Annotated in this window: 19 protein-coding genes; 15 read left to right on the top strand and 4 right to left on the bottom strand. The window is 62.4% G+C overall.

The annotated features are described in order from the left end of the window. Positions 1–151: 151 nt before the first annotated feature. The 6 genes from AC3IT6_RS17250 (at position 152) to AC3IT6_RS17225 (ending at position 7,664) form a co-directional block, all read left to right on the top strand. The gene (locus tag AC3IT6_RS17250; protein ID WP_489351430.1) at positions 152–1,513 is read left to right on the top strand and encodes a flavin-containing monooxygenase; all 1,362 of its coding nucleotides are present in this window, start codon (positions 152–154) and stop codon (positions 1,511–1,513) included. Beyond that, the gene (locus AC3IT6_RS17245; protein WP_003201555.1) at positions 1,513–1,923 is read left to right on the top strand and encodes a RidA family protein; all 411 of its coding nucleotides are present in this window, start codon (positions 1,513–1,515) and stop codon (positions 1,921–1,923) included. The genes AC3IT6_RS17250 and AC3IT6_RS17245 overlap by 1 nt, the downstream gene beginning before the upstream one ends. A gap of 10 nt (positions 1,924–1,933) precedes the next feature. Then, positions 1,934–2,608, top strand: a complete 675-nt coding sequence (locus AC3IT6_RS17240) for a DUF1028 domain-containing protein (protein ID WP_489351428.1) — start codon at positions 1,934–1,936, stop codon at positions 2,606–2,608. Beyond that, positions 2,601–3,770: an acetylornithine deacetylase gene (gene argE, locus AC3IT6_RS17235; protein ID WP_489351426.1), complete on the top strand. Its 1,170-nt coding sequence runs from the start codon at positions 2,601–2,603 to the stop codon at positions 3,768–3,770. Before AC3IT6_RS17240 ends, argE begins: the two co-directional genes overlap by 8 nt. A gap of 35 nt (positions 3,771–3,805) precedes the next feature. Continuing rightward, positions 3,806–4,846: an ABC transporter substrate-binding protein gene (locus AC3IT6_RS17230; RefSeq protein WP_489351424.1), complete on the top strand. Its 1,041-nt coding sequence runs from the start codon at positions 3,806–3,808 to the stop codon at positions 4,844–4,846. Between the two features lie 1,780 nt (positions 4,847–6,626). Beyond that, a complete protein-coding gene (locus AC3IT6_RS17225; protein ID WP_489351421.1) occupies positions 6,627–7,664 on the top strand; it encodes a GGDEF domain-containing protein in 1,038 nt (345 codons plus the stop codon). Here the strand turns inward: AC3IT6_RS17225 and AC3IT6_RS17220 are convergent. The 4 genes from AC3IT6_RS17220 to AC3IT6_RS17205 all read right to left on the bottom strand — a co-directional run bounded on the left by AC3IT6_RS17220 (position 7,661) and on the right by AC3IT6_RS17205 (position 11,820). Further along, a complete protein-coding gene (locus tag AC3IT6_RS17220; RefSeq protein ID WP_489351419.1) occupies positions 7,661–8,020 on the bottom strand; it encodes a cupin domain-containing protein in 360 nt (119 codons plus the stop codon). The genes AC3IT6_RS17225 and AC3IT6_RS17220 overlap by 4 nt on opposite strands. 13 nt (positions 8,021–8,033) lie before the next feature. Continuing rightward, on the bottom strand, positions 8,034–9,431 hold the full coding sequence (locus AC3IT6_RS17215) for an NAD(P)/FAD-dependent oxidoreductase (protein ID WP_489351417.1): 1,398 nt from the start codon (positions 9,429–9,431) through the stop codon (positions 8,034–8,036). Between the two features lie 71 nt (positions 9,432–9,502). Continuing rightward, on the bottom strand, positions 9,503–10,786 hold the full coding sequence (locus tag AC3IT6_RS17210; RefSeq protein ID WP_489351415.1) for a nucleotide disphospho-sugar-binding domain-containing protein: 1,284 nt from the start codon (positions 10,784–10,786) through the stop codon (positions 9,503–9,505). 101 nt (positions 10,787–10,887) lie between these two features. Continuing rightward, entirely contained in the window at positions 10,888–11,820 is a 933-nt protein-coding gene (locus AC3IT6_RS17205) for a GntR family transcriptional regulator (protein WP_489351413.1), read from the bottom strand. A 199-nt stretch (positions 11,821–12,019) separates the two neighbouring features. Between AC3IT6_RS17205 and AC3IT6_RS17200 the strand changes: the two genes are divergently transcribed. The 9 genes from AC3IT6_RS17200 (at position 12,020) to AC3IT6_RS17160 (ending at position 20,614) form a co-directional block, all read left to right on the top strand. Further along, on the top strand, positions 12,020–13,075 hold the full coding sequence (locus AC3IT6_RS17200; protein ID WP_489351410.1) for a polyamine ABC transporter substrate-binding protein: 1,056 nt from the start codon (positions 12,020–12,022) through the stop codon (positions 13,073–13,075). 82 nt (positions 13,076–13,157) lie between these two features. Beyond that, positions 13,158–14,018 carry an ABC transporter permease gene (locus AC3IT6_RS17195; RefSeq protein WP_056727353.1) on the top strand — a complete coding sequence of 287 codons (861 nt, stop codon included), beginning with the start codon at positions 13,158–13,160 and terminating at the stop codon, positions 14,016–14,018. Continuing rightward, positions 14,015–14,821: an ABC transporter permease gene (locus AC3IT6_RS17190; protein WP_489351408.1), complete on the top strand. Its 807-nt coding sequence runs from the start codon at positions 14,015–14,017 to the stop codon at positions 14,819–14,821. Before AC3IT6_RS17195 ends, AC3IT6_RS17190 begins: the two co-directional genes overlap by 4 nt. Then, on the top strand, positions 14,814–15,893 hold the full coding sequence (locus AC3IT6_RS17185; RefSeq protein ID WP_489351406.1) for an ABC transporter ATP-binding protein: 1,080 nt from the start codon (positions 14,814–14,816) through the stop codon (positions 15,891–15,893). The genes AC3IT6_RS17190 and AC3IT6_RS17185 overlap by 8 nt, the downstream gene beginning before the upstream one ends. A 32-nt stretch (positions 15,894–15,925) precedes the next feature. After that, on the top strand, positions 15,926–17,209 hold the full coding sequence (locus tag AC3IT6_RS17180) for a nucleotide disphospho-sugar-binding domain-containing protein (protein ID WP_489351404.1): 1,284 nt from the start codon (positions 15,926–15,928) through the stop codon (positions 17,207–17,209). After that, positions 17,202–17,570: a cupin domain-containing protein gene (locus tag AC3IT6_RS17175; protein WP_489316309.1), complete on the top strand. Its 369-nt coding sequence runs from the start codon at positions 17,202–17,204 to the stop codon at positions 17,568–17,570. Before AC3IT6_RS17180 ends, AC3IT6_RS17175 begins: the two co-directional genes overlap by 8 nt. 131 nt (positions 17,571–17,701) lie before the next feature. Beyond that, entirely contained in the window at positions 17,702–18,046 is a 345-nt protein-coding gene (locus AC3IT6_RS17170) for a cupin domain-containing protein (RefSeq protein WP_007976122.1), read from the top strand. 5 nt (positions 18,047–18,051) lie between these two features. Then, entirely contained in the window at positions 18,052–19,125 is a 1,074-nt protein-coding gene (locus tag AC3IT6_RS17165) for an aminoglycoside phosphotransferase family protein (RefSeq protein WP_489351402.1), read from the top strand. Beyond that, entirely contained in the window at positions 19,106–20,614 is a 1,509-nt protein-coding gene (locus AC3IT6_RS17160; protein WP_489351400.1) for an aldehyde dehydrogenase family protein, read from the top strand. The genes AC3IT6_RS17165 and AC3IT6_RS17160 overlap by 20 nt, the downstream gene beginning before the upstream one ends. Positions 20,615–20,940 lie beyond the last annotated feature (326 nt).

Here is a 20,940-nt window from a genome sequence, read left to right as displayed (position 1 = left end):
GGCCAGTCGGTCACCTCGACGCTTTTTCCTCGCCAGCGACCACAAAAAACATAATTTCGCTATTTCCCGGCTCCGAACAGAATGCGGCCAACACCCTGACACCGATAGCCGCAGCAGAAGAACAACAGTGATCAGAATCGAGGCGGCAGCCATGACCGACCTGAATCAAACCACCTTTCAGAAGTGCACAGCCATGACAGTTGATAAAACCGCAATTGATACGCTTGTTGTTGGCGCCGGCCAGGCCGGCGTGGCCATGAGTGAACACCTGAGCAAGCTCGGTGTGCCTCACCTCGTTGTGGAGCGCAATCGTATCGCCGAAGCCTGGCGCACCGGTCGCTGGGATTCGCTGGTGGCCAACGGTCCGGCCTGGCACGACCGTTTCCCGGGGCTGGAATTCGACGGTCTGGACCCGGATGCCTTCGCCGGGAAAGAGCAGGTGGCTGAGTACTTCGAAGCCTACGCCCGCAAGTTCAACGCGCCGATCCGTACCGGCGTGGACGTGAAGAAAGTCGAACGTAACACCGACCGTCCAGGCTTCACTGTCGAAACTTCCGATGGCGTGATCGAGGCCCGGCATGTGGTGGTCGCCACCGGTCCGTTCCAGCGCCCGGCCATTCCGCCGATTGCTCCCGAAATCGCCGGCATCACCCAGATTCACTCCGCCCAGTACTACAACCCGCAGCAACTGGCCGAAGGCGCGGTGCTGGTGGTGGGCGCCGGTTCCTCGGGCGTGCAGATCGCCGATGAACTGCAACGTTCCGGCAAGCAGGTCTACCTGTCGGTAGGTGCCCACGACCGTCCGCCCCGTGCCTATCGCAACCGTGATTTCTGCTGGTGGCTGGGGGTGCTTGGCGAGTGGGATGCCGAGGCCATGCAGCCCGGTAAAGAGCACGTGACCATCGCCGTGAGCGGCGCCCGTGGCGGCCACACCGTGGACTTCCGCCGCCTGGCTCACCAGGGCATGACCCTGGTCGGCCTGACCCAGGCGTTCAACGGCGCAGTGGTGAGTTTCGAAGACAACCTCGCCGATAACATCCAGCGTGGTGATGAAAACTACCTGGCGCTGCTCGACAAGGCCGACGCCTATATCGAACGCAACGGCCTGGACCTGCCGCTGGAACCCGAAGCCCGGGCCATGCTGGCGGACCCGGACTGCGTGACCCATCCAATCCTGGAGCTGGACCTGCTCGAGGCCGGCGTCACCACCATCATCTGGGCCACCGGTTACTCCACCGACTACAGCTGGCTGAAGGTCGATGCCTTCAAGGAAAACGGCAAACCGCAGCACCAGCGCGGCGTGTCGGCCGAGCCGGGGGTGTATTTCGTCGGCTTGCCTTGGCAGTCCCGTCGCGGCTCCGCGTTTATCTGGGGCGTTTGGCACGACGCCAAGCACATCGCCGATCACATCGTTAAACAGCACACCTATCTCAACTATCGGGATGCGACCCAGCGTCAAGCCGAAGCCGCCCGTGCACCTCTTCATAAAGCCAGCCTCATGGGAGTTCGTTAATGCCTACTCATACCCGCATCCGCATGTTCAACACCAAAGACACCTACCCGAACCAGACGCTGGACAACGATTTGTGCCAGGCCGTGCGCGCCGGCAACACCGTGTATGTGCGTGGTCAGGTCGGCACCGATTTCAACGGCCAACTGGTGGGCCTCGGTGATCCGCGCGCCCAGGCCGAGCAGGCCATGCGCAACGTCAAGCAACTGCTGGAAGAGGCGGGCAGCGACCTGAGCCATATCGTCAAGACCACCACCTACCTGATCGACCCGCGCTATCGCGAGCCGGTGTACCAGGAGGTCGGCAAGTGGCTCAAGGGCGTGTTCCCGATTTCCACCGGCCTGGTGGTCAGTGCCCTCGGCCAACCGCAGTGGCTGATGGAAATCGATGTGATCGCTGTCATCCCTGAATAAGGAATTCGCCATGACTTTTTCCATCGTGGGTCGCTGCGCCGAGACCGGCCAGCTGGGCATTGCCATCAGTTCTTCGAGCATTGCCGTCGGCGCGCGCTGCCCGTGGCTGCGTGCCGGTGTCGGCGCGGTGTCGAGCCAGAACATCACGCTGCCGGCCCTCGGCCCGCAGATCCTCGATGAACTGGCCAACGGCTCGGCGCCGCCCCAGGCGCTGGACCACTCATTGACCCGAAACGGCTACAGCCAATACCGCCAGGTGGCGGTGGTGGATGCCCAGGGACGCACGGCGGTGTTCAGCGGCAACCATGCCCTGGGCATCAACAACGCGGTGGCCGGTGACCAATGCGTGGCGGCCGGCAACCTGCTGGCCAACAGTGGGGTGATCGAGGCGATGGTCGCGGCGTTCGAAAACAGTGAAGGCTGCCTCGCCACCCGGCTGATGAACGCCTTGCAGGCCGGCCAGGATGCCGGTGGCGAAGCCGGCGCGGTGCACTCGGCGGCGCTGTCGGTGGTGGGTGATCTGACCTGGCCGATGGTCGACCTGCGAGTGGATTGGGCCGATGAAAACCCGATCGGCGAGCTGGACAAACTGTGGACGGCCTACGAGCCGCAACTTCAGGATTATCTGACCCGCGCCCTCAATCCGACCCTGGCCCCCGCGTATGGAGTGCCCGGCGATGAGTGAGTTGCGCAGCCGCGCCATGCTCGCGCGGTTGATCGGGTTCGCCACGGTCAGCCGCGACTCGAACCTTGAGCTGATCGAGTTCGTGCGTGATTACCTGCACGAACTGGGCGTGGATTGCGAACTGATCTACAACGCCGAGCGGACCAAAGCCAATCTGTTGACCACGGTCGGCCCGCGTGTGGCCGGCGGCATTGTGCTGTCCGGGCACACTGACGTGGTGCCGGTGGACGGCCAGGCCTGGACGGTCGAGCCGTTCAGCCTGAGCGAGGCGAACGGCAAGCTGTATGGGCGCGGCACCGCGGACATGAAGGGCTATCTGGCTTCTGTGCTGGCGGCCGTGCCGATGTTTCTCTCCAGCCCTTTGAAGCGCCCGGTGCACCTGGCGTTTTCCTATGACGAAGAGGTCGGTTGCCTCGGCGTGCGCGGCTTGCTGGAAGTGCTGCCGCAACGGATCCCGGCTCCGGCGTTGTGTTTGATCGGCGAGCCGACCGAACTCAAACCGGTGCTCGGCCACAAAGGCAAGCTGGCGATGCGCTGTCACGTGCGCGGCGCCGCCTGTCATTCGGCCTACGCGCCTTACGGGGTGAATGCCATCGAGCAGGCCGCACGCCTGATCGGTAGGCTGGGCGACATCGGCGCCACCCTGGCGCGGCCGCCATTGCACGACAAGCGTTTCGATCCGGCCTTCTCGACCGTGCAGGTAGGAGTGATCCAGGGCGGTACGGCGCTGAACATCGTGCCGGCGGACTGCCGTTTCGATTTCGAGATCCGCGCCTTGCCGGACTTCGCCCCGCAAGTGGTTGTCGACGAACTGCAGGACTACGCCGAGCAGACGCTGCTGCCGGCCATGCAGGCCGTGGACACCGATACCGGTATCCGCTTTGAAAAAATCTCCGCCTATCCGGGCCTGGCGACACCCGCCGACAGCGCGGCGGCCCGGCTGATTGCCCAACTGTGCGGCAGCGACGAGTTCAGCACAGTGGCCTTTGGCACCGAAGGCGGGCTGTTCGATCAGGCCGGCATTCCTTCGGTGGTCTGCGGCCCCGGCAGCATGGACCAGGGGCACAAGCCCGATGAATTTGTCAGCGTTGTTCAGATGGCGGCCTGTGACCGCCTGATGGATCGCCTGGCGGCTTACTTGAGTGAATCCGAACACCCATAACAACAACGGGCTGACAAGCCCCGAGGAAGCGATCCATGTCCAGATCCTTGCGTTGCAGTGTTCCGTTTGCCCTGGCGTTGTTGAGTGCCAGTGTGTGGGCGGCCCCCCAGGACCTCACCGTGATTTCCTTCGGTGGTGCTACCAAACAGGCTCAGGATAAAGCCTATTTCCAGCCCTTTAATGCCAGCGGCGCGGGCAACATCATCGCCGGTGAGTACAACGGCGAGCTGTCGAAGATCAAGGCCATGGTCTCCGCCGGCCACACCAGTTGGGACGTGGTGGAAGTCGAAAGCCCTGAGCTGTTGCGCGGCTGCGAGGAGGGCCTGTTCGAGAAGCTCGATGTGGGACGCTTCGGTGATTCGGCGAACTTCGTGCCCGGTGCGTTGACCGAATGCGGGGTGGCCACTTATGTCTGGTCGATGGTCATGGCCTACGACCAGAGCAAGCAGGCCAAGGCGCCGCAGTCCTGGGCCGACTTCTGGAATGTCGCCGACTTCCCGGGCAAGCGCGGCCTGCGCAAGAGTGCCAAATACACTCTGGAAATCGCGTTGCTCGCCGACGGTGTCAAGGCGGACGACGTGTACAAGGTCTTGAAAACCCCGCAAGGCGTGACGCGGGCCTTTGCCAAGCTCGACCAGATCAAGCCGAACATCCAGTGGTGGGAGGCGGGCGCGCAACCGGCGCAATGGCTGGTGGCCGGGGACGTGGTGATGAGCGCCGCCTACAACGGCCGGATTGCCTCGGCGCAGAAGGAAGGCATGAAGCTGAGCATCGTCTGGCCGCAGAGCCTGTACGACCCGGAATACTGGGCGGTGGTCAAAGGCACGCCGAACAAGGCGCTGGCGGAAAACTTCATCGCGTTCGCCAGCCAGCCGCAGACGCAAAAAGTCTTCTCGGAAACCATCCCCTACGGACCGGTGCATCGCCAGACCCTGCCATTGCTGCCCAAGGACGTGCAGGAGCAACTGCCGACCGCCGAGGCCAACCTGGCCGGCGCGCGGGCCGTGGACGCGGAGTTCTGGGTCGACCATGGCGAAGAGCTTGAACAACGCTTCAATGCCTGGGCTGCGCGCTGACACAGGCACCGCATAACCCCCTGTGGGAGCGGGCTTGCTCGCGAAAGCGGTATGTCAGTCACATCAATGCTGGATGTGCCGCCGTCTTCGCGAGCAAGCCCGCTCCCACAAAAAAGCCAGGTGCAAAACCCCGGGTTCAAACTTTGCTGCCTGCGCGCAGTGGTGATACTAGTCAGTTAAAACACAGGACCCTGTGGGAGCGGGCTTGCTCGGGAAAGCGGTATGTCAGTCACATCGATGCTGGATGTGCCGCCGTCTTCGCGAGCAAGCCCGCTCCCACAAAAAAGCCTGGTGCAAAACCCCGGGTTCAAGCTTTGCCGCCTGCTCGCAGTGGTGATGGTAGTCAGTTAAAACGCAGGCCCCTGTGGGAGCGGGCTTGCTCGCGAAAGCGGTATGTCAGTCACATCGATGCTGGATGTGCCGCCGTCTTCGCGAGCAAGCCCGCTCCCACAAAAAGCCTGGTGCAATACCTCGGGTTCAAGCTTTGCCGCCTGCTCGCAGTGGTGATGGTAGTCAGTTAAAACGCAGGCCCCTGTGGGAGCGGGCTTGCTCGCGAAAGCGGTATGTCAGTCACATCGATGCTGGATGTGCCGCCGTCTTCGCGAGCAAGCCCGCTCCCACAAAAAAGCCTGGTGCAAAACCTCGGGTTCAAGCTTTGCCGCTTGCTCGCAGTGGTGACGGTAGTCAGTTAAAACGCAGGCCCCTGTGGGAGCGGGCTTGCTCGCGAAAGCGGTATGTCAGTCACATCAATGCTGGATGTGCCGCCGTCTTCGCGAGCAAGCCCGCTCCCACAAAAAAGCCTGGTGCAAAACCTCGGGTTCAAGCTTTGCCGCCTGCGCGCAGTGGTGATGGTAGTCAGTTAAAACGCAGGCCCCTGTGGGAGCGGGCTTGCTCGCGAAAGCGGTATGTCAGTCACATCGATGCTGGATGTGCCGCCGTCTTCGCGAGCAAGCCCGCTCCCACAAAAAAGCCTGGTGCAAAACCTCGGGTTCAAGCTTTGCCGCCTGCACGCAGTGGTGACGGTAGTCAGTTAAAACGCAGGCCCCTGTGGGAGCGGGCTTGCTCGCGAAAGCGGTATGTCAGTCACATCGATGCTGGATGTGCCGCCGTCTTCGCGAGCAAGCCCGCTCCCACAAAAAAGCCTGGTGCAAAACCTCGGGTTCAAGCTTTGCCGCCTTCGCGCAGTGGTGATGGTAGTCAGTTAAAACGCAGGCCCCTGTGGGAGCGGGCTTGCTCGCGAAAGCGGTATGTCAGTCACATCGATGCTGGATGTGCCGCCGTCTTCGCGAGCAAGCTCGCTCCCACAGAAAAGCCTGGTGCAATACCTCGGGTTCAAGCTTTGCCGCTTGCTCGCAGTGGTGACGGTAGTCAGTTAAAACGCAGGCCCCTGTGGGAGCGGGCTTGCTCGCGAAAGCGGTATGTCAGTCACATCGATGCTGGATGTGCCGCCGTCTTCGCGAGCAAGCCCGCTCCCACAAAAAAGCCAGGTGCAAAACCCCGGGTTCAAGCTTTGCCGCTTGCTCGCAGTGGTGACGGTAGTCAGTTAAAACGCAGGCCCCTGTGGGAGCGGGCTTGCTCGCGAAAGCGGTATGTCAGTCACATCGATGCTGGATGTGCCGCCGTCTTCGCGAGCAAGCTCGCTCCCACAAAAAAGCCTGGTGCAATACCTCGGGCGTACCGGGTTGAAATGATTGTGTAATTCGGGATGGTCGTTTGTCGGGCGTATGGCTATGCTCAGCGAGTTTGCCAATCGCCAAATAATTACAACCACAGTGAAACCATGAGCCAATCAGACACGCGTGCGACTGTTCTAGCGCAGTATCCGGAAGACTCCCGCGAGGCCGCGGCGTTGCTCAAGCAGGCAGTGCCGATGATGGTTCGTCACAACATTGCGCCCAACCCGGTGCACTACGCGCTCTGGTACACCTACAGCAAGGGCCAGGAGCCGGAGCTCAATCGGCACCTGGACCGGTTGGTCAACGACTTCGACTATTTCCCGCCGGAGTCGGCCACCAAACTGTTTCGCGAGTACATCATCCGTGATGAGCTGGGGGACGCCCGTTCCGGGCAGCAGGACGCAATCAACCTGGTTGATGACATGGAGCGCGATGTTTCGCGCAGCGTGAAAGGTAACCAGAACTTCCAGGCCAGCCTCGGCCAATACCTGCAAATGCTCGAAGAACCCGCCGACGAGCGCTTGCCGAGCATCCTGACCCAACTGCAACAGAGCACCCGGCTGATGCAGGGCCAGCAGGAACACTTCCTCGCCCAGTTGCAGTCGGCGCAGCATGAAATCAAAAGCCTGCGGGACAAACTCGAACGCGCCCAATTGGCCGCGACCCTCGATGGCCTGACCGAATTGCTCAACCGCACCACCTTCAACCGTAAGCTCGAGCAGGCGATGAACAACGCCTCGAAAGGCGTGGCGCTGGTGATGCTGGATATCGACCACTTCAAGCAATTCAACGACCAGTACGGCCATCCCTTGGGCGACCGCGTGCTGCAGCATGTCGCCCGGGTGTTGCGCGATTCGCTGTCCGGCGCAGCGTTCGCGGCGCGTTATGGCGGTGAGGAGTTTTGCGTGGTGCTCAAGGATTGCCCGGACCTGGCCGCCGCGGGTGCTTTTGCCGAGCGCCTGCGCCTGAAAATCCAGGCGCTGCGGGTCAAGGCCCGGGGCACCGACACGGTGCTGGACACCATCACCGCGTCGTTCGGCGTGGCTCATGTTCAACCCGGCGACACGCCGGAAAGCCTGTTGACCCGCGCCGACGATGCGCTGTACCAGGCCAAGCGAAACGGGCGTAATCAGGTACGTTAGCCGAGGATGAAGTAGACCTTGCGCACCGTCGTGAGGTTTTCCCAGGTGCCATTGAATCCGCTGGCGACCACGAAGGAATCACCGGGGCCGAACGTACGCGCGACGCCCTCGGCATCGGTCAGGCGCACGCTGCCTTCGAGGATGTGACACAGCTCGTCGTAATCGCACTGGCAACGCTCGCGGTGCGGTCCTGCCTCCCAGATGCCGGCCACGGCGTTTTTCCCGGGCTGCACAAAGTGCCGCCAACTCTTGCTGTGATAAGGCGCGTCGACCACGGCCGGGTCGTTGATTTGTGTTTCACGGGGGGCAAGGTCGCTGGCGAAGTCGATGACGTGCCGGGGCAGGGCTCTGGACATGGTGGTCTCCGGATCAGGAATCGAAACCGATGCCAAAGGCATCGAAGGTCTTGAGCAGCAGGTCGCGGTGGCCGTCTCGGTCCTCTCGCGCCAGTGAGCGTTGGGCCAGTTTCACGCCGACATAACGCAAGGGTTCTGGCGGAAAACGGAACGGCGCCTTGGAGGTCATCAGCAGTTCGGTGCGTTCGGTGCGCTCGCCGGCCAGCAGGTCGAGCATGTTCAATGCAGCGAAACGGCTGGCGGACACCCCTTGCCCGGTGAAGCCCAAGGCATAGGCGACGCGGCCCTGGTGCTCGCAGCCGGTGAACATCGTGGTGCGTGCGGAGGTGTCGATGATGCCGCCCCAGGCATGGCTGAAACGCACATCGCCCAGGGCCGGGAAGGTCTGCCGGAACTGTTCGGCCAGACGCTGGAAGCTTTGCGGGCGCTGGGTCAGGGCTTCGTCGCGGCGCCCGCCAAAATGGTAGATGGCATCAAAGCCGGCCCAGAGAATGCGGTTGTCGGCGGTCTTGCGCAGGTAGTGGAACTGGTTGCCGGCGTCGGCGATGCCGTAGCGGCCGGTCCAGCCGATGGCTTGCAGCTGCGCATCGCTCAAGGGTTCGCTGACCAGGCTGTAGTCGTAGACCGGGATCACGCTCGATGCCAGATGGCCGAGCAGCGGCGGGGCGATGTTGGTGGCGAGGGCGATTTTTCCAGCGGTCACTTCGCCGCTTTCTGTGCGCAGGCGCACGTTGTCTTTGTCCGCGTTCAGTTGCAGGACCGGGCTGTTTTCGAACAGTTGAATGCCTTGCTCAAGGCAAACGCGGCGCAGTTCAGCGGCCATTTTCGCCGGGTTGAGCAGGGCGTAATTGGGCTCGAACAGGCCGGCCACATACGCCGGTGAATCAAGTTTCTGTGCCAGATCGCGGCCTTCCAGCCACTCGCACTCGATACCGAACCGCGCATAGTTACGCTGCATCGAGCGCAGCCCGTCGACCTGCCACGGTTGGCTGGCGACGTTGAGCTTGCCCTGGCGTTCGAACTCGACCTGCATGCCAAAGCGTTGCAGGTCGGCGGCCAGCTCATCGAGGTTCTGCCGGCCCAGGCGGATCAGTTGCTCTGCTTCATCCGGCCAGCGCTTGAGGGCGTTGGAGACGCCATGGGAGATGCTTGGCGCGCAAAAACCGCCATTGCGTCCACTGGCCTCACCGCCGCAGCGCCGCGCCTCGATGATCGCGATGCTCAGCCCGGGGTTGCGCTGGCGCGCCAGCAGCGCCGTCCACAATCCGGTAAAGCCACCGCCGACCACCGCCAGGTCGCACTGCACCGTGCCGGTGACGGAAGGTGCGGCGGCCGGCGGGGTGATGGTGTCCTGCCAGAAGGGATGGGGCAGGACATGGTCGAGGGAATCGAGACGCGGTGGGGCATTCATGCTGAAACTCCGGCGGTGTGTCGGGCAGCGACGATTGCGTTCGGTTGCCCGACGGTTTTTTGTTGTTTTGGCTAGAGATCGGGTAGCGCGAGGATCGCGCGGGCGGCAATGTCGGTGCCGCGGGTCGCCTGCATGCGTTCGCTGAACGTTTTGAGGCGTTGTTTCATCGCTTGGTCGGCCAACAGCTGTTCGAGAGCGGCGGGCAGGGCGGCCAGGGGATCGTCAAAGCGCGGCAGGTAGCGGCCGACGCCGACTTCCTCGGCACGGGCGGCGTTGTCGTGGCCGTCCCAGCAATAGGGAATGATCAGCGACGGCAGGCCGAAATACAGCGCTTCGCAGAAGCTGTTGTTGCCACCGTGGTGGATGAACAACTGGCATTCCTTGAGCACCGCCGGCTGGGCAAACCAGCTGTCGAGGTACACGTTGTCCGGCACGGTGGTGTACATGTCGCGGTAGGCGCCGACGTTGACCAGGAAGCGGTACGGCAAGGTTTCGATAGTGCTGATCAGGCGCTTCATCATCCCGGTGTCGGCGGCACCGAGGCTGCCGAAGCTGAGGTAGATCAGCGGCGCGTCATTGTGCCGTGGAAAGTCCGGGACGATGTACGGCGCTTCGCGGCGCACGCAACCGTCGAGGTACACGTAACGTTGCGGGTCCAGCGGTTGCTGGCGCTCATAGCGCACTGGCGTCGGTGACAACAGCAAATTGAGCCACGGCGAGTCGGTGAGGAACTGCCCCGCAGGACAGGGCGCGGTGTTGTTGCTCAGGAGAAATTGCGAAAAGCGTTCATGCGCCGGCGCGACAGCCTTGAGGTACTGCTCGGTATAACGCTCGCAGGCCTTAGTGTCACTGGCCAGGCATCCGGACAGGTAGGGTGGAACGGCCGCATCCGGCAGTTCGGTTTCGGCGCAGGACACCACCCGCACCCAGGGGCAACCGGCGTTGGCGATGGCCGGGAACATCACCACGTTGTCGAGCACGATCACGTCGGGCTTGAGGCGGCCGAGCAACTGCTGCAAGGGTTTTTCCGCTTCGATGGCGGTGTCGATGATGGCTTCCCAGGCCGGCGCCACGTAGCTGTCGATCTGCGCCAGCGGGGTCTGGTCGAAGTACGGAATGCTGCGCTCGATGAAGCGCTCCCAGTAGTGCTGGTGTTCCGCCGCCGACAACGGGCTCGCTTGCGGAATCGGGTACTCGTCGAATCCGTATTCGGCGAACAACCCCTGGAAATGTTCATGGCAGATGAACACCGGCCTGGCGCCCTGTTCACGCAGCGACTGAGCGATACCAATACAGTTCAAGGCCGCGCCGAAACTGGCTTCCGGAAACAGGGCGATCAGTTTTTGTTTTTGCATGGCGAGGGACTGTCCATGGCGGGTCAGACCCGCCGCTCCTGAAGGTGTTTTTGATGCTGTCTTATTTTCAAAAAAAAATCATCATGTTTTTTGCGAGCCGGTTAGCGACGGCCGAACAGATGACTTTGCGGGATGCCACGGTTGGCGGTTTGCGGGCGTTGCGCGGCGCTCAAGCGCAGGTGCAGGCGCAGCAGGTCGGCGGCGATCTCCATCTGCCCGCGCTCGATCTGCGCGATGATTTGCAGGTGTTCGCGCAGCGCTTCCTGCAGGCGGTGCACGCTCACCGAGGGCAGCAGGTTCGGCAGGCGCCGCAGGCGCTGATGCTGGAGGAGGGTGTCGCTGATGAAGCGGTTGCCGCAGCTCTGGGCCAGCAGTTCATGGAAGCTGATGTCCAGTTCGCGAAACTGTTGGATGTCGAAGTCTTCCACGGGGCGGGCGAGCAGGCTTTGCGTGGCGCTGCGCAACAGCGCCAGGCGTTGCGGGTCGGCATTGAAGCTCGGGCTGAGCAGGGCTTCCGGTTCAAGAATAAGGCGGAATTTCAGGCTTTCTTCAAGGGCGGCGAGGCTGTTCAGCGACGGACGAAACAGCCAGGACTGGCCGGGGCCGCGCTCGATGGCCTGGCTTTCGCTCAATTGCTGCAGGGCCTTTTGTGCCGCCGGCCGGCCGATGTCGTAGCGGCGCATCAGTTCACTGATGCTGATGCTGTCGCCCAGGCGCCCGGCCATGCGGTCGCGCAGTACCGAGGCGGCCAGTTCTTCTTCCTCGGCTTGCGGCAAGGCGGTGTTGAAGGCCTGGCCCGCCGGCGAGGCCAGCAATCGGTAACCCTTGCCGGCTTCGTGGCTCAGCAGGTTTTCTTCCAGCAGCACTTTCAGCGCGCCGCGAATCAGCGTGCGCGAGACCTGGAACGTGCGGGCCAGGGCCTGTTCGGCCACCGGGTCGCCGGCCACCAGTCCGCTTTCCTGGGTGTGATCGAGGATGCGCCGGGCCAGTTCCAGGTGATTGGTGCGCGGTTTTTTTTCGGCTGTCGTGCTCAAGCGTCTTTTCTCGTGGTGATCCGCTGTCGGACTCAGTTGCCCATCTTATGTCATGCGCTGGTCAATCGTCAGGCTGGAAAAAATGCGTTGACATCTTTTGATACTGGTCCTAATTTCTAAAAAAAAACACCAGCAATCGTTTCTCGTTTTGCCGTACTGCCTTCGAACACAACAATAAACAATCGTCGGGTGAGTATTTATGAGCAAGCTGAATGATCTTCTGTGCGTGGGATTGGCCGTTTCCCTGGCGATCGCTTCACAGGCTGCAAGTGCGAAAGACATGGTGATTTCCATCTGGGACGGCTACATGGCCCCGGATGCGCTGGAGAAGTTCAAGGCTGCCAGCGGTGTGGACGTCGACAAGGCGCTGCACGCCACCAACGAAGAAATCATGGGCAAGCTGATGGCGTCCGGTGGTGAAGGTTACGACGTGGTGTTCGTCTCCTCGCCTTTCGCCGAAGTCCTGCACAAACAGGGGCTGCTGGCGGACATCGATCCGGTCAAGGTCCCGAACCTGAAAAACCTCTACCCCGAAGCCACGCACCTGGAATATGACCAGGGCAACCGGTTCTCCGTGCCTTACACCTGGGGCACCACCGGCATCTGCTACCGCTCCGACAAGGTGACGCCGGCGCCACAGAGCTGGAACGAGCTGCTCAATCCGAGCGATGCCCTCAAGGGCAAGGTGACGATGCTCGCCACCGACCGCTGGATGCTCGGCGCCGGCTTCCTCGCCAAGGGCTGGTCGGTCAACGACAGCGACCCCGCGCAAATCGCTGCGGTTCGCGATCAACTGATCGCCACCAAAAAACGCATTCTCTCCTTCGACGACACCACCTTCTACTCCAAGCTCGCTTCTGGCGAATCGCTGATGGCCCACGCCTGGGACGGCTGGTGCAACTACGGCACCCAGGCCAACGCGGCGATCAAGTTCGTGGTGCCCAAGGAAGGTTCCGACCTGTGGGTGGACACCATGGTCGTGTTGAAAAGCTCGAAGCACCAGGACGAAGCCTTCAAGTTCATCAACTTCATGCTGGCCAGGGAAAACCACGCCTGGGTCGCTGAAAACATCCTCTACAAAGTCCCCAACCAGGCGGCCATGGCCGGGTTGTCCGCGGACCTGCTCAAGCAATACCCCAATTTGACAATGACGCCGAGCGAGCTGGTGAAGATGGAGCAGTTGCGCGACCTGGGCGGCACCACGCAAAAGGCCTACACCCGCGCCGTCACCGAAATCATGGCGGCGCAGAACTAACGCCACGTCGATCCGAGGCATGCCCGGCATGCCTCGCCACGCTCGCAAGCCGCCTCTGTCCTGAGGCGGGAGGATATGGGTAATGAGTGCTTTGCATGCTGACAGGCGTCTGTCGGCCTGGCTTCTTGCGCCCGGCTTCGGCTGGCTGCTGATGTTCCTGGTGATTCCGTGCCTGCTGGTGCTGGTCTACAGCTTCGTCGAACGTGGCGCGTATGGCGGCATCGACTGGTTGTTCACCTGGGAAAACTACCAGCGTGCGTTCGATCCGCTGTACCTGGGCATCCTGCTCAAGTCGGCGAAGATCGCCGGGCTGGCCACGGTGTTCGCGGTGTTGATCGGCTACCCGGCGGCCTATGCGATTGCCCGGGCGCCACGGCGGCGTCAGGCGGTGTACCTGTTTCTGGTGATGCTGCCGTTCTGGAGCAATTACCTGATCCGCACCTACGCCTGGATCGTCCTGCTCAACCGCGAAGGCCTGATCAACCGTCTACTGCAAATGCTCGGCTACAGCGGCGAACCCATCAGCCTGCTGTACACCGAATCGTCCGTGGTGCTGGGGCTGGTCTACAACTACATCCCCTTTGTGATCCTGGCGATTTTCTCGTCGCTGTCGCGGATCAACAACGAACTGTGGGACGCCTCGAAAGACCTCGGCGCCTCGGGCTGGATGACCTTTCGCCGGATCATCCTGCCGCTGAGCGTGCCGGGTATCGCGGCAGGCGCAGTGTTTGTCTTCGTGCTGAGCATCGGCAACTTCATCACGGCCGACCTGCTGGGCGGCAAGCAGGTGCAGATGGTCGGCAACCTGATCTATTCGCAATTCCTCACGGCGCGGGACTGGCCGTTCGGTGCGGCGCTGAGTTTCTTCCTGATCGCGATCATGTTGATCCTGTTGTTCATCCAGGCACTGGTGGCCCGTCGTGCAGAAGGGGCGCGCTCATGAGTCAGTCTCGTTCTGTCAGCGGCACCGTACTGGGTTCGCACCTGGGGCTGGTGTACGCCTTCCTTTATATACCGATCCTGGTGTTGATCCTGCTGTCGTTCAACAAGTCCGGATTGCCCACCGCCTGGGGCGGCGTATCGCTGAAGTGGTACGCGGCACTGGCGCACAACACGGCGATTCTGTCAGCGGCGCTCAATACCCTGATCGTTGCCTTGTCGGCGACCTTGATTGCCTGCGTACTCGGCACGTTCCTGGCCCTGGGCATCGAGCTGCGCCGCAAGGGCAATGATAAAGGCCAGGTGGTCGACACCTTGCTGATGGCGCCGATGATCATTCCCGACATCGTGCTGGCGATTGCGCTGCTGAGTTTCTTCAATCTGCTCAAGGTCGGCCTGGGGCTGCACTCGATCATCATCAGCCACGCCGTGTTCAACATCGCCTTCGTCTGCGCGGTGGTGCGCACGCGGCTCAAGCACTTCGACTATTCGATCCTCGAAGCCTCGATCGACCTCGGTGCGAGCTGGTTCACCACTTTCCGCCGGGTGCTGTTGCCGGTGATTTTCCCCGGTGTGCTGGCCGGTGGTTTGCTCTCGTTCACCCTGTCGGTGGACGAATTCATCATCGCCTTTTTCAACTCCGGCTCCGGCCAGGCCTCGACCACGTTGCCCATGCAGATCTACGCCATGATCCGCTTCGGCGTCACCCCGGAAATCAACGCTCTGGCGACGCTGGTGATGCTGGTCAGCATCACCGCGCTGCTGGCCTCGCAGCGTCTCAACAAGGCTCCTCGCACTCATGAATAATTCTTCCGCGGTACTGATCCTGGATAAGGTCAGCAAGTCTTATGGCAACGGTCTGGCGGTCAACGAGGTGTCGCTGAGCATCCGCGAGAACGAGTTCTTCGCGCTGCTGGGGCCGTCCGGCTGCGGCAAGACCACGCTGCTGCGCATGCTCGCCGGTTTCGAGACCCCCAGCGGTGGCTGCATCTACCTGGACGGCAACGACATCTCGCCGCTGCCGGCGAATAAGCGTCCTCTGAACCTGATGTTCCAGTCCTACGCGCTGTTTCCCAACATGACCGTGCGCAAGAACATCGCCTACGGCCTGGAAATGGAGCGGCTGCCGGAAAGCGAAATCCGCCGCCGGGTCGATGAAGTGCTGAGCACTGCGCAACTGGGTGAGCTGGCCGAGCGCAAACCCGATCAACTCTCCGGTGGCCAGCGTCAGCGGGTGGCATTGGCCCGGGCGCTGGTCAAGCGTCCGCGGGTGTTGTTGCTCGATGAGCCCTTGGGCGCCCTCGACAAGAAGCTGCGGGAAAAGATGCAGCTGGAACTCAAGCGCCTGCAACACGAGAGCGGCATCACGTTCATCATCGTCACCCACGACCAGGAAGAAGCCCTGGTGATGTCCGACCGCATGGCGGTGCTCGATGACGGCAAGGTCTGCCAATGCGGCAGCCCGACCGAGCTCTACGAAAACCCCAACAGCCGTTTTGTCGCCAACTTCATCGGCGTCAGCAACCTGCTCGAAGGCGTGCGCTCGGGTCAGCACTCGGTGCGGGTCAACGGCCACGAGCTGAGCGTCGAAACCGACGCGCCGCTGGTGACTGGCCAATCCGTCGCCGTGGTGGTTCGCCCCGAACGCCTGCAAGTGCTGACGGAGCAGGGTGGCGATTGCGTCAATCAGGTCAGCGGCAAGATCGTTGAAGTCGCCTACCACGGCCTCGACACCAACCTGCACGTGCAGACCCCCCTCAGCGATAAACCGCTGATCGTGCGCGTGCCGTCCTCACAGTTCGAATTCGCCCATTTTGCAATCGACACGACCATCCGGCTGGGCTGGCAGGCCCGGCATGCCCGCGTATTGACGCGCTGAACAATAAAAAGACCAGGCAGGAGCAGCACTCGATGAAACAGAAAGTGATCGCATTCTTCCCCGAAGCCGCCTACGGCCCGGCCCTGAACTCAGTGGGTATCGCCCAGGCCTGTGAAGCCCTGGGGCACAAAGCGGTGTTCCTCACCGACCCGGGCATGAGCGGTGTCTACGCCGGTTATGGTTTTGAAGAGCACATGGTCAACATGTCGGCGCCGATGCCGGCCGAAGAGATGGCCCGCTACTGGGTGGATTTCATCAACGGCCACATTCCGAATTTTCGCAAGTCGCCGCTGGAGCAGATCGACAACTACGTCAAGGAGTGCTGGGCGGCCATTGTCGAAACCGCCAAGTGGGCGCAAAAGGACCTGCCGGCGGTGCTGGACAAGGTCAAGCCCGACCTGATCTGCGTCGACAACGTGATCCTGTTCCCGGCGATCAAGCAGTACGGCAAGCCGTGGGTGCGGATCATTTCCTGTTCGGAAAACGAGATCGAAGACCCGGATATCCCGCCGCACCTGTCGGGCATGAGCATCGACGACAAGGCCGGCCACGCGCAATTCCGCCAGCGTTTCGAGGATGTGGTCGGGCCGATTCACGACGACTTCAACCAGTTCCTCCAGGCCCATGGCGAGCAGCCCTATCCGCTGGGGACCTTCTTTGAAGCCTCGCCGTTCATGAACCTGTTGTTGTACCCGGATGCGGTGAAGTTCGACCGGCGCCATCCGCTGCCGGCCGAGCGCTTCCATTACCTGCAGGGTTGCGTGCGCCACGACACGCCCTACGAGATTGCGCCGTTCCGCGCCCACAACGACAAGCCGCTGCTGTACGCCAGTTTCGGCAGCCTCGGCTCCGGCGATGTCGAGCTGCTCAAGCGCCTGATCGAGGCAGTGGGCAAGCTGCCTTACCGGGCGCTGTTCAACGTCGGCGAACACCTCGACGAGTACCCGGACCTGCCGGACAACGTGCAGATTTCCAACTGGTTCCCGCAGCCGTCGGTGATCGCCCAGGTCGATGCGGTGATCCACCACGGCGGCAACAACAGCTTCACCGAGTGCCTGTTCTTCGGCAAACCGGCGATCGTCATGTCCTACGTCTGGGACGGCCACGACAACGCCATGCGCGCCGAAGAAAGCGGTCATGGCTTCAAGCTCGATCGCTACGAATGGAGCGAAGAACAGCTCGCGGAAAAACTCCACGCGTGCCTCAACGACGAGGCGATGCGCCAACGCCTGCAACGCACCAGCGCGCAGATGCAATCCCGCAAGGGGCCGCAAGACGCGGCCGCGATTCTCGACAAGGTGCTTAACGATGCCTGATTCATCCACCACGGCGGGTATCACGCCGTACCTCGAAGCCGTCAGCAGCCGCACCGACCTGGTGGACTGGGGCGTGCAGAGCGACGCCGTCGAAGGTGTCTCGCATTCCAGCGGCCGCTTGCTGTTCAAGGGGCCGAACAACAGCCCGGAAAGCGGATTGTGGGTCTGCACCCCCGGGCGCTGGCGGCTGTCGATTCCCCGGGACGAGTTGTGCCATTTCATCGCCGGGCACGCCACTTACCGTAACGACAACGGTGAAGTGATCGAAGTGCGCCCCAACACCCTGGTGCTGTTCCCGGCCGGCTGGACCGGTGAGTGCCACGTCCGGGAGACCCTGCGCAACGTTTACATGCTGGCTTGAGCCTGAATACCCCCTGTAGGAGCGAGCTTGCTCGCGAAAAACGTCAGGACAACGCGGTCATCCAGACAGCGCGCGTCATCGTTGACGTCCATCGCGAGCCAGCTCGCTCCTACAAAATCTGGAGAAGATAAATGACTACCCCGTTTCTGTACGACCCGCTGAGCATCACCGACGTCAAGGATTGGGGCGTGATCCCGACCATGCTCGAGGGTGAATCCCGTGTTTCCGGCGTGGTGCTGCACAAAGGCCCCGAAGGCCAGTCCGAATGCGGTATCTGGATCTGCACCCCGGGCAAGTGGTTCTGCCATGTGACCAGTGACGAGTTCTGCCACTTTCTCGAAGGCCGCTGCACTTACGTCCACGAATCCGGCGAAGTGATCGAGATCAAGCCGGACACCGCCGCCTTCTTCGGCAAGGACTGGAAAGGCGTGTGCACCGTCCACGAGACCATCAAAAAGGTCTACATGATCCGGTGACTGCCATGACAGATGCACTGGCTTCATTGCCAACCCGTGAAGACCAGCGCGCCGCCTTTCTGGCACGCAGCGGTTTCGCCGGCGCCTTGCTGGTCGCCTTGCCGGCGGATGCTTCGACCCGGCGTTATTTCCGCCTGGACGGCGCCGGTTTGTTGCTGATGGATTCGCCCCCCGACAGTGAGCCCATCGGCCCGTTCGTGCGGATCGCCCGGCAGTTGCAGGGGCTGGGCCTGTCCGCGCCGGCGTTGCTGGCGGTGGACGAGGCGGCGGGGCTGGCGTTGATCGAGGATTTCGGTCACGACACCTACACCCGGCTGCTGCTGGCCGGGCATTCGGAGTCGGCGTTGTATCACCTGGCGGTCGATACGCTGGTGGCCTTGCATCGCGCAGCGCCAGCCACGGAACTGGCGCCTTACGACGGGCAGCGACTGGCGGACGAGTACACGCTGTTTATCGACTGGTACGTGCCGCTGCTGATTGGCAAGGACGCGGCGCAAGACCTGCGCGAGTCGTATCTGGGGTTGTTCGCCGACGCCTGTCGCGATGTGGCAAAACGCCGCGAAGCCCTGGTGCTGCGCGACTTTCACGTCGACAACCTGATGCTGTTGCAAGGCCGTAAAGGCGTTGCGGCCTGCGGCTTGCTGGATTTCCAGGACGCCCTGGTCGGGGCGGCGGCCTATGACCTGATGTCGCTGCTCGAAGACGCCCGGCGCGATGTGCCCGAAGCGCTGCGGGCGGCACTGATCAGCTATTACCTGTTGCAGCGCCCGGAGCTGGATGCGCCGGGTTTTCTCGAAGATTACCGGCGCCTGGCCGCCCAGCGTCACGCCAAGGTGCTGGGGATTTTCGTGCGCCTGGCCGGCCGTGACGGCAAGCACGGTTACCTGGCGCATCTGCCGCGCACCCTGGGTTTGTTTGTCCGCGCCCTGGACGCCGAGGCCTTTGCGCCCCTGCGCCAATGGCTCGACCGGCAGGTGCCGGGCTGGCGTGAAGAGCTGCCTGCCGAGACCCTGGCGACGTTGCGTGAAACCCCTTATCGATTGGTTCAAGGATCATCCCATGGCCACGTTCAACACTGACACCGCATTGCGTTTCATCAACCCCGAGTTCCTGCCGCTGACCGCAGGTCGTGCGCGCGAAGTGCTCGACCCGGCGACCCTGCAACCGGTCGGGCAAGTCGGCGTGTGTGGCGAAGCCGATGTGCAAGCCGCCACCGATGCCGCCACCGCTGCGCAAAAACAATGGCGCCTGATCGACGCGAAAAGCCGCGCCGCGCGCCTGCATCAACTGGCCAACGCCATCGAGCAGAACGTGGCCTGCAACCGTGAAGTCGCACGCCTGATGACCCTGGAGATGGGCAAGCCGTTTCCCGAAGCCATGGGCGAGCTGGCCAACTGCGCGCCGATCTTTCGCTACTACGCGGAAATGGCCCGGGACGATGCCGGCAAGGTCGCCGGCACCACGCAGATCGGCTCGTTCCAGCATGTGCGTTACGAGCCGTACGGCGTCAGCGTGCACATCATGCCGTTCAACTTTCCGATCCTGCTGATGTGCTGGACCGTCGCCGCGTCCCTGGCGGCGGGCAATGCCTGCATCATCAAGCCGGCGGAAGCTACGACCCTGTGCACCCTCAAGTTCATGGAGCATTTCACCGCATTGCTGCCGGGGCTGGTGTCCTGTTTGCCGGGCGATGCGCTCACCGCGCAATTGCTGGTGCAGTCGGCGCAGACCCACGCGGTGGCGTTCACCGGCAGTGTGGCGGCAGGCAAGGCGGTGGCCGTGGCCTGCGCCGAGCGGATGAAACCGTGCGTGATCGAGGCCGGTGGCAGCGATCCGCTGATCATCTCCAGGCATGCGCCGCTGGAAGTGGCAGCGGCGGGGGCGGTGACGGCGGCGTTCCACTTGAGCGGGCAGATCTGCACTTCGGCCGAGCGCTTGTATGTAGTTGACGAGATCCATGACGAGTTTGTCGCCAGGTTCGCCGAGCGCACCTGTGCCTTGCGTATTGGCCATGGCCTGGAGCGCTCGGAGATCGGGCCGATGGTCAGCGAGGCGGCGCGCAACAAGGTCATGCGCCTGGTCGATGACGCCGTGGCCAAGGGCGCGACAGTGGTGTGTGGCGGACGGATTCCGCCCGAGCACAGCGTCGGCTGGTTCTATGAGCCGACCATCCTCACCGGCGTGACCGGTGACATGGCGATTCTGCAGGAAGAGTGCTTCGGCCCGGTGGCGGCGATCTGCCGGGTCAGCGATTTCGATGAGGCGGTGCGCTTGGCCAACGACTCGCCGTTCGGCCTTGGCGCCTCGCTGTTTTCCACTGACCTGGCCGAAGCCATGGAAGCCGCCGAGCGTCTGGAGGCGGGGATGGTCTGGGTCAACAATCCGCTGATCGACAACGATGCGCTGCCGTTCGGTGGCTGGAAGATGTCCGGCCTTGGGCGCGAGCTCGGGCGTCAGGGGCTGGAAGCGTTCCGTCGCTCGAAAATGGTCATCATCGATCACCAGCCGAAGATTCAGGACTGGTGGTATCCCTACGCTGACGACGTGTTCTATCGCGATCCGGCCTGAAGCCGGGATGCTGGCCGACGCTGGCGGTGATTCTCACGGCCGGGCAGGGCACGCGCATGCGTTCGCCGCTGCCCAAGGTCTTTTCCCGATTTGTGCGCCTATGGAACTGCAAACCATTCTGGCAATCGAAGCCTATACGGGCGAGACGGGACGTCGTAACGGTTACGCGTTGGCATTGAACGCCCTGTATGGCTGTAAAGCCGGGAGGGTTGCATGGAAAGGGACGCGATGTTCAAGTTCCTTGCGGGCTACCTGTTGATGTGTGCCCTGTTGGCATGGGGGGTGGTCCAGGCGTCTCACTGGATTGCTTCTCGCCTGCTGCTGTA

It is taken from the genome of Pseudomonas sp. KH_017 (genome assembly GCF_057840285.1).
The sequence above is the reverse complement of the archived record's forward strand: the minus strand, read 5'-3'. Positions and strand labels throughout refer to the sequence as shown.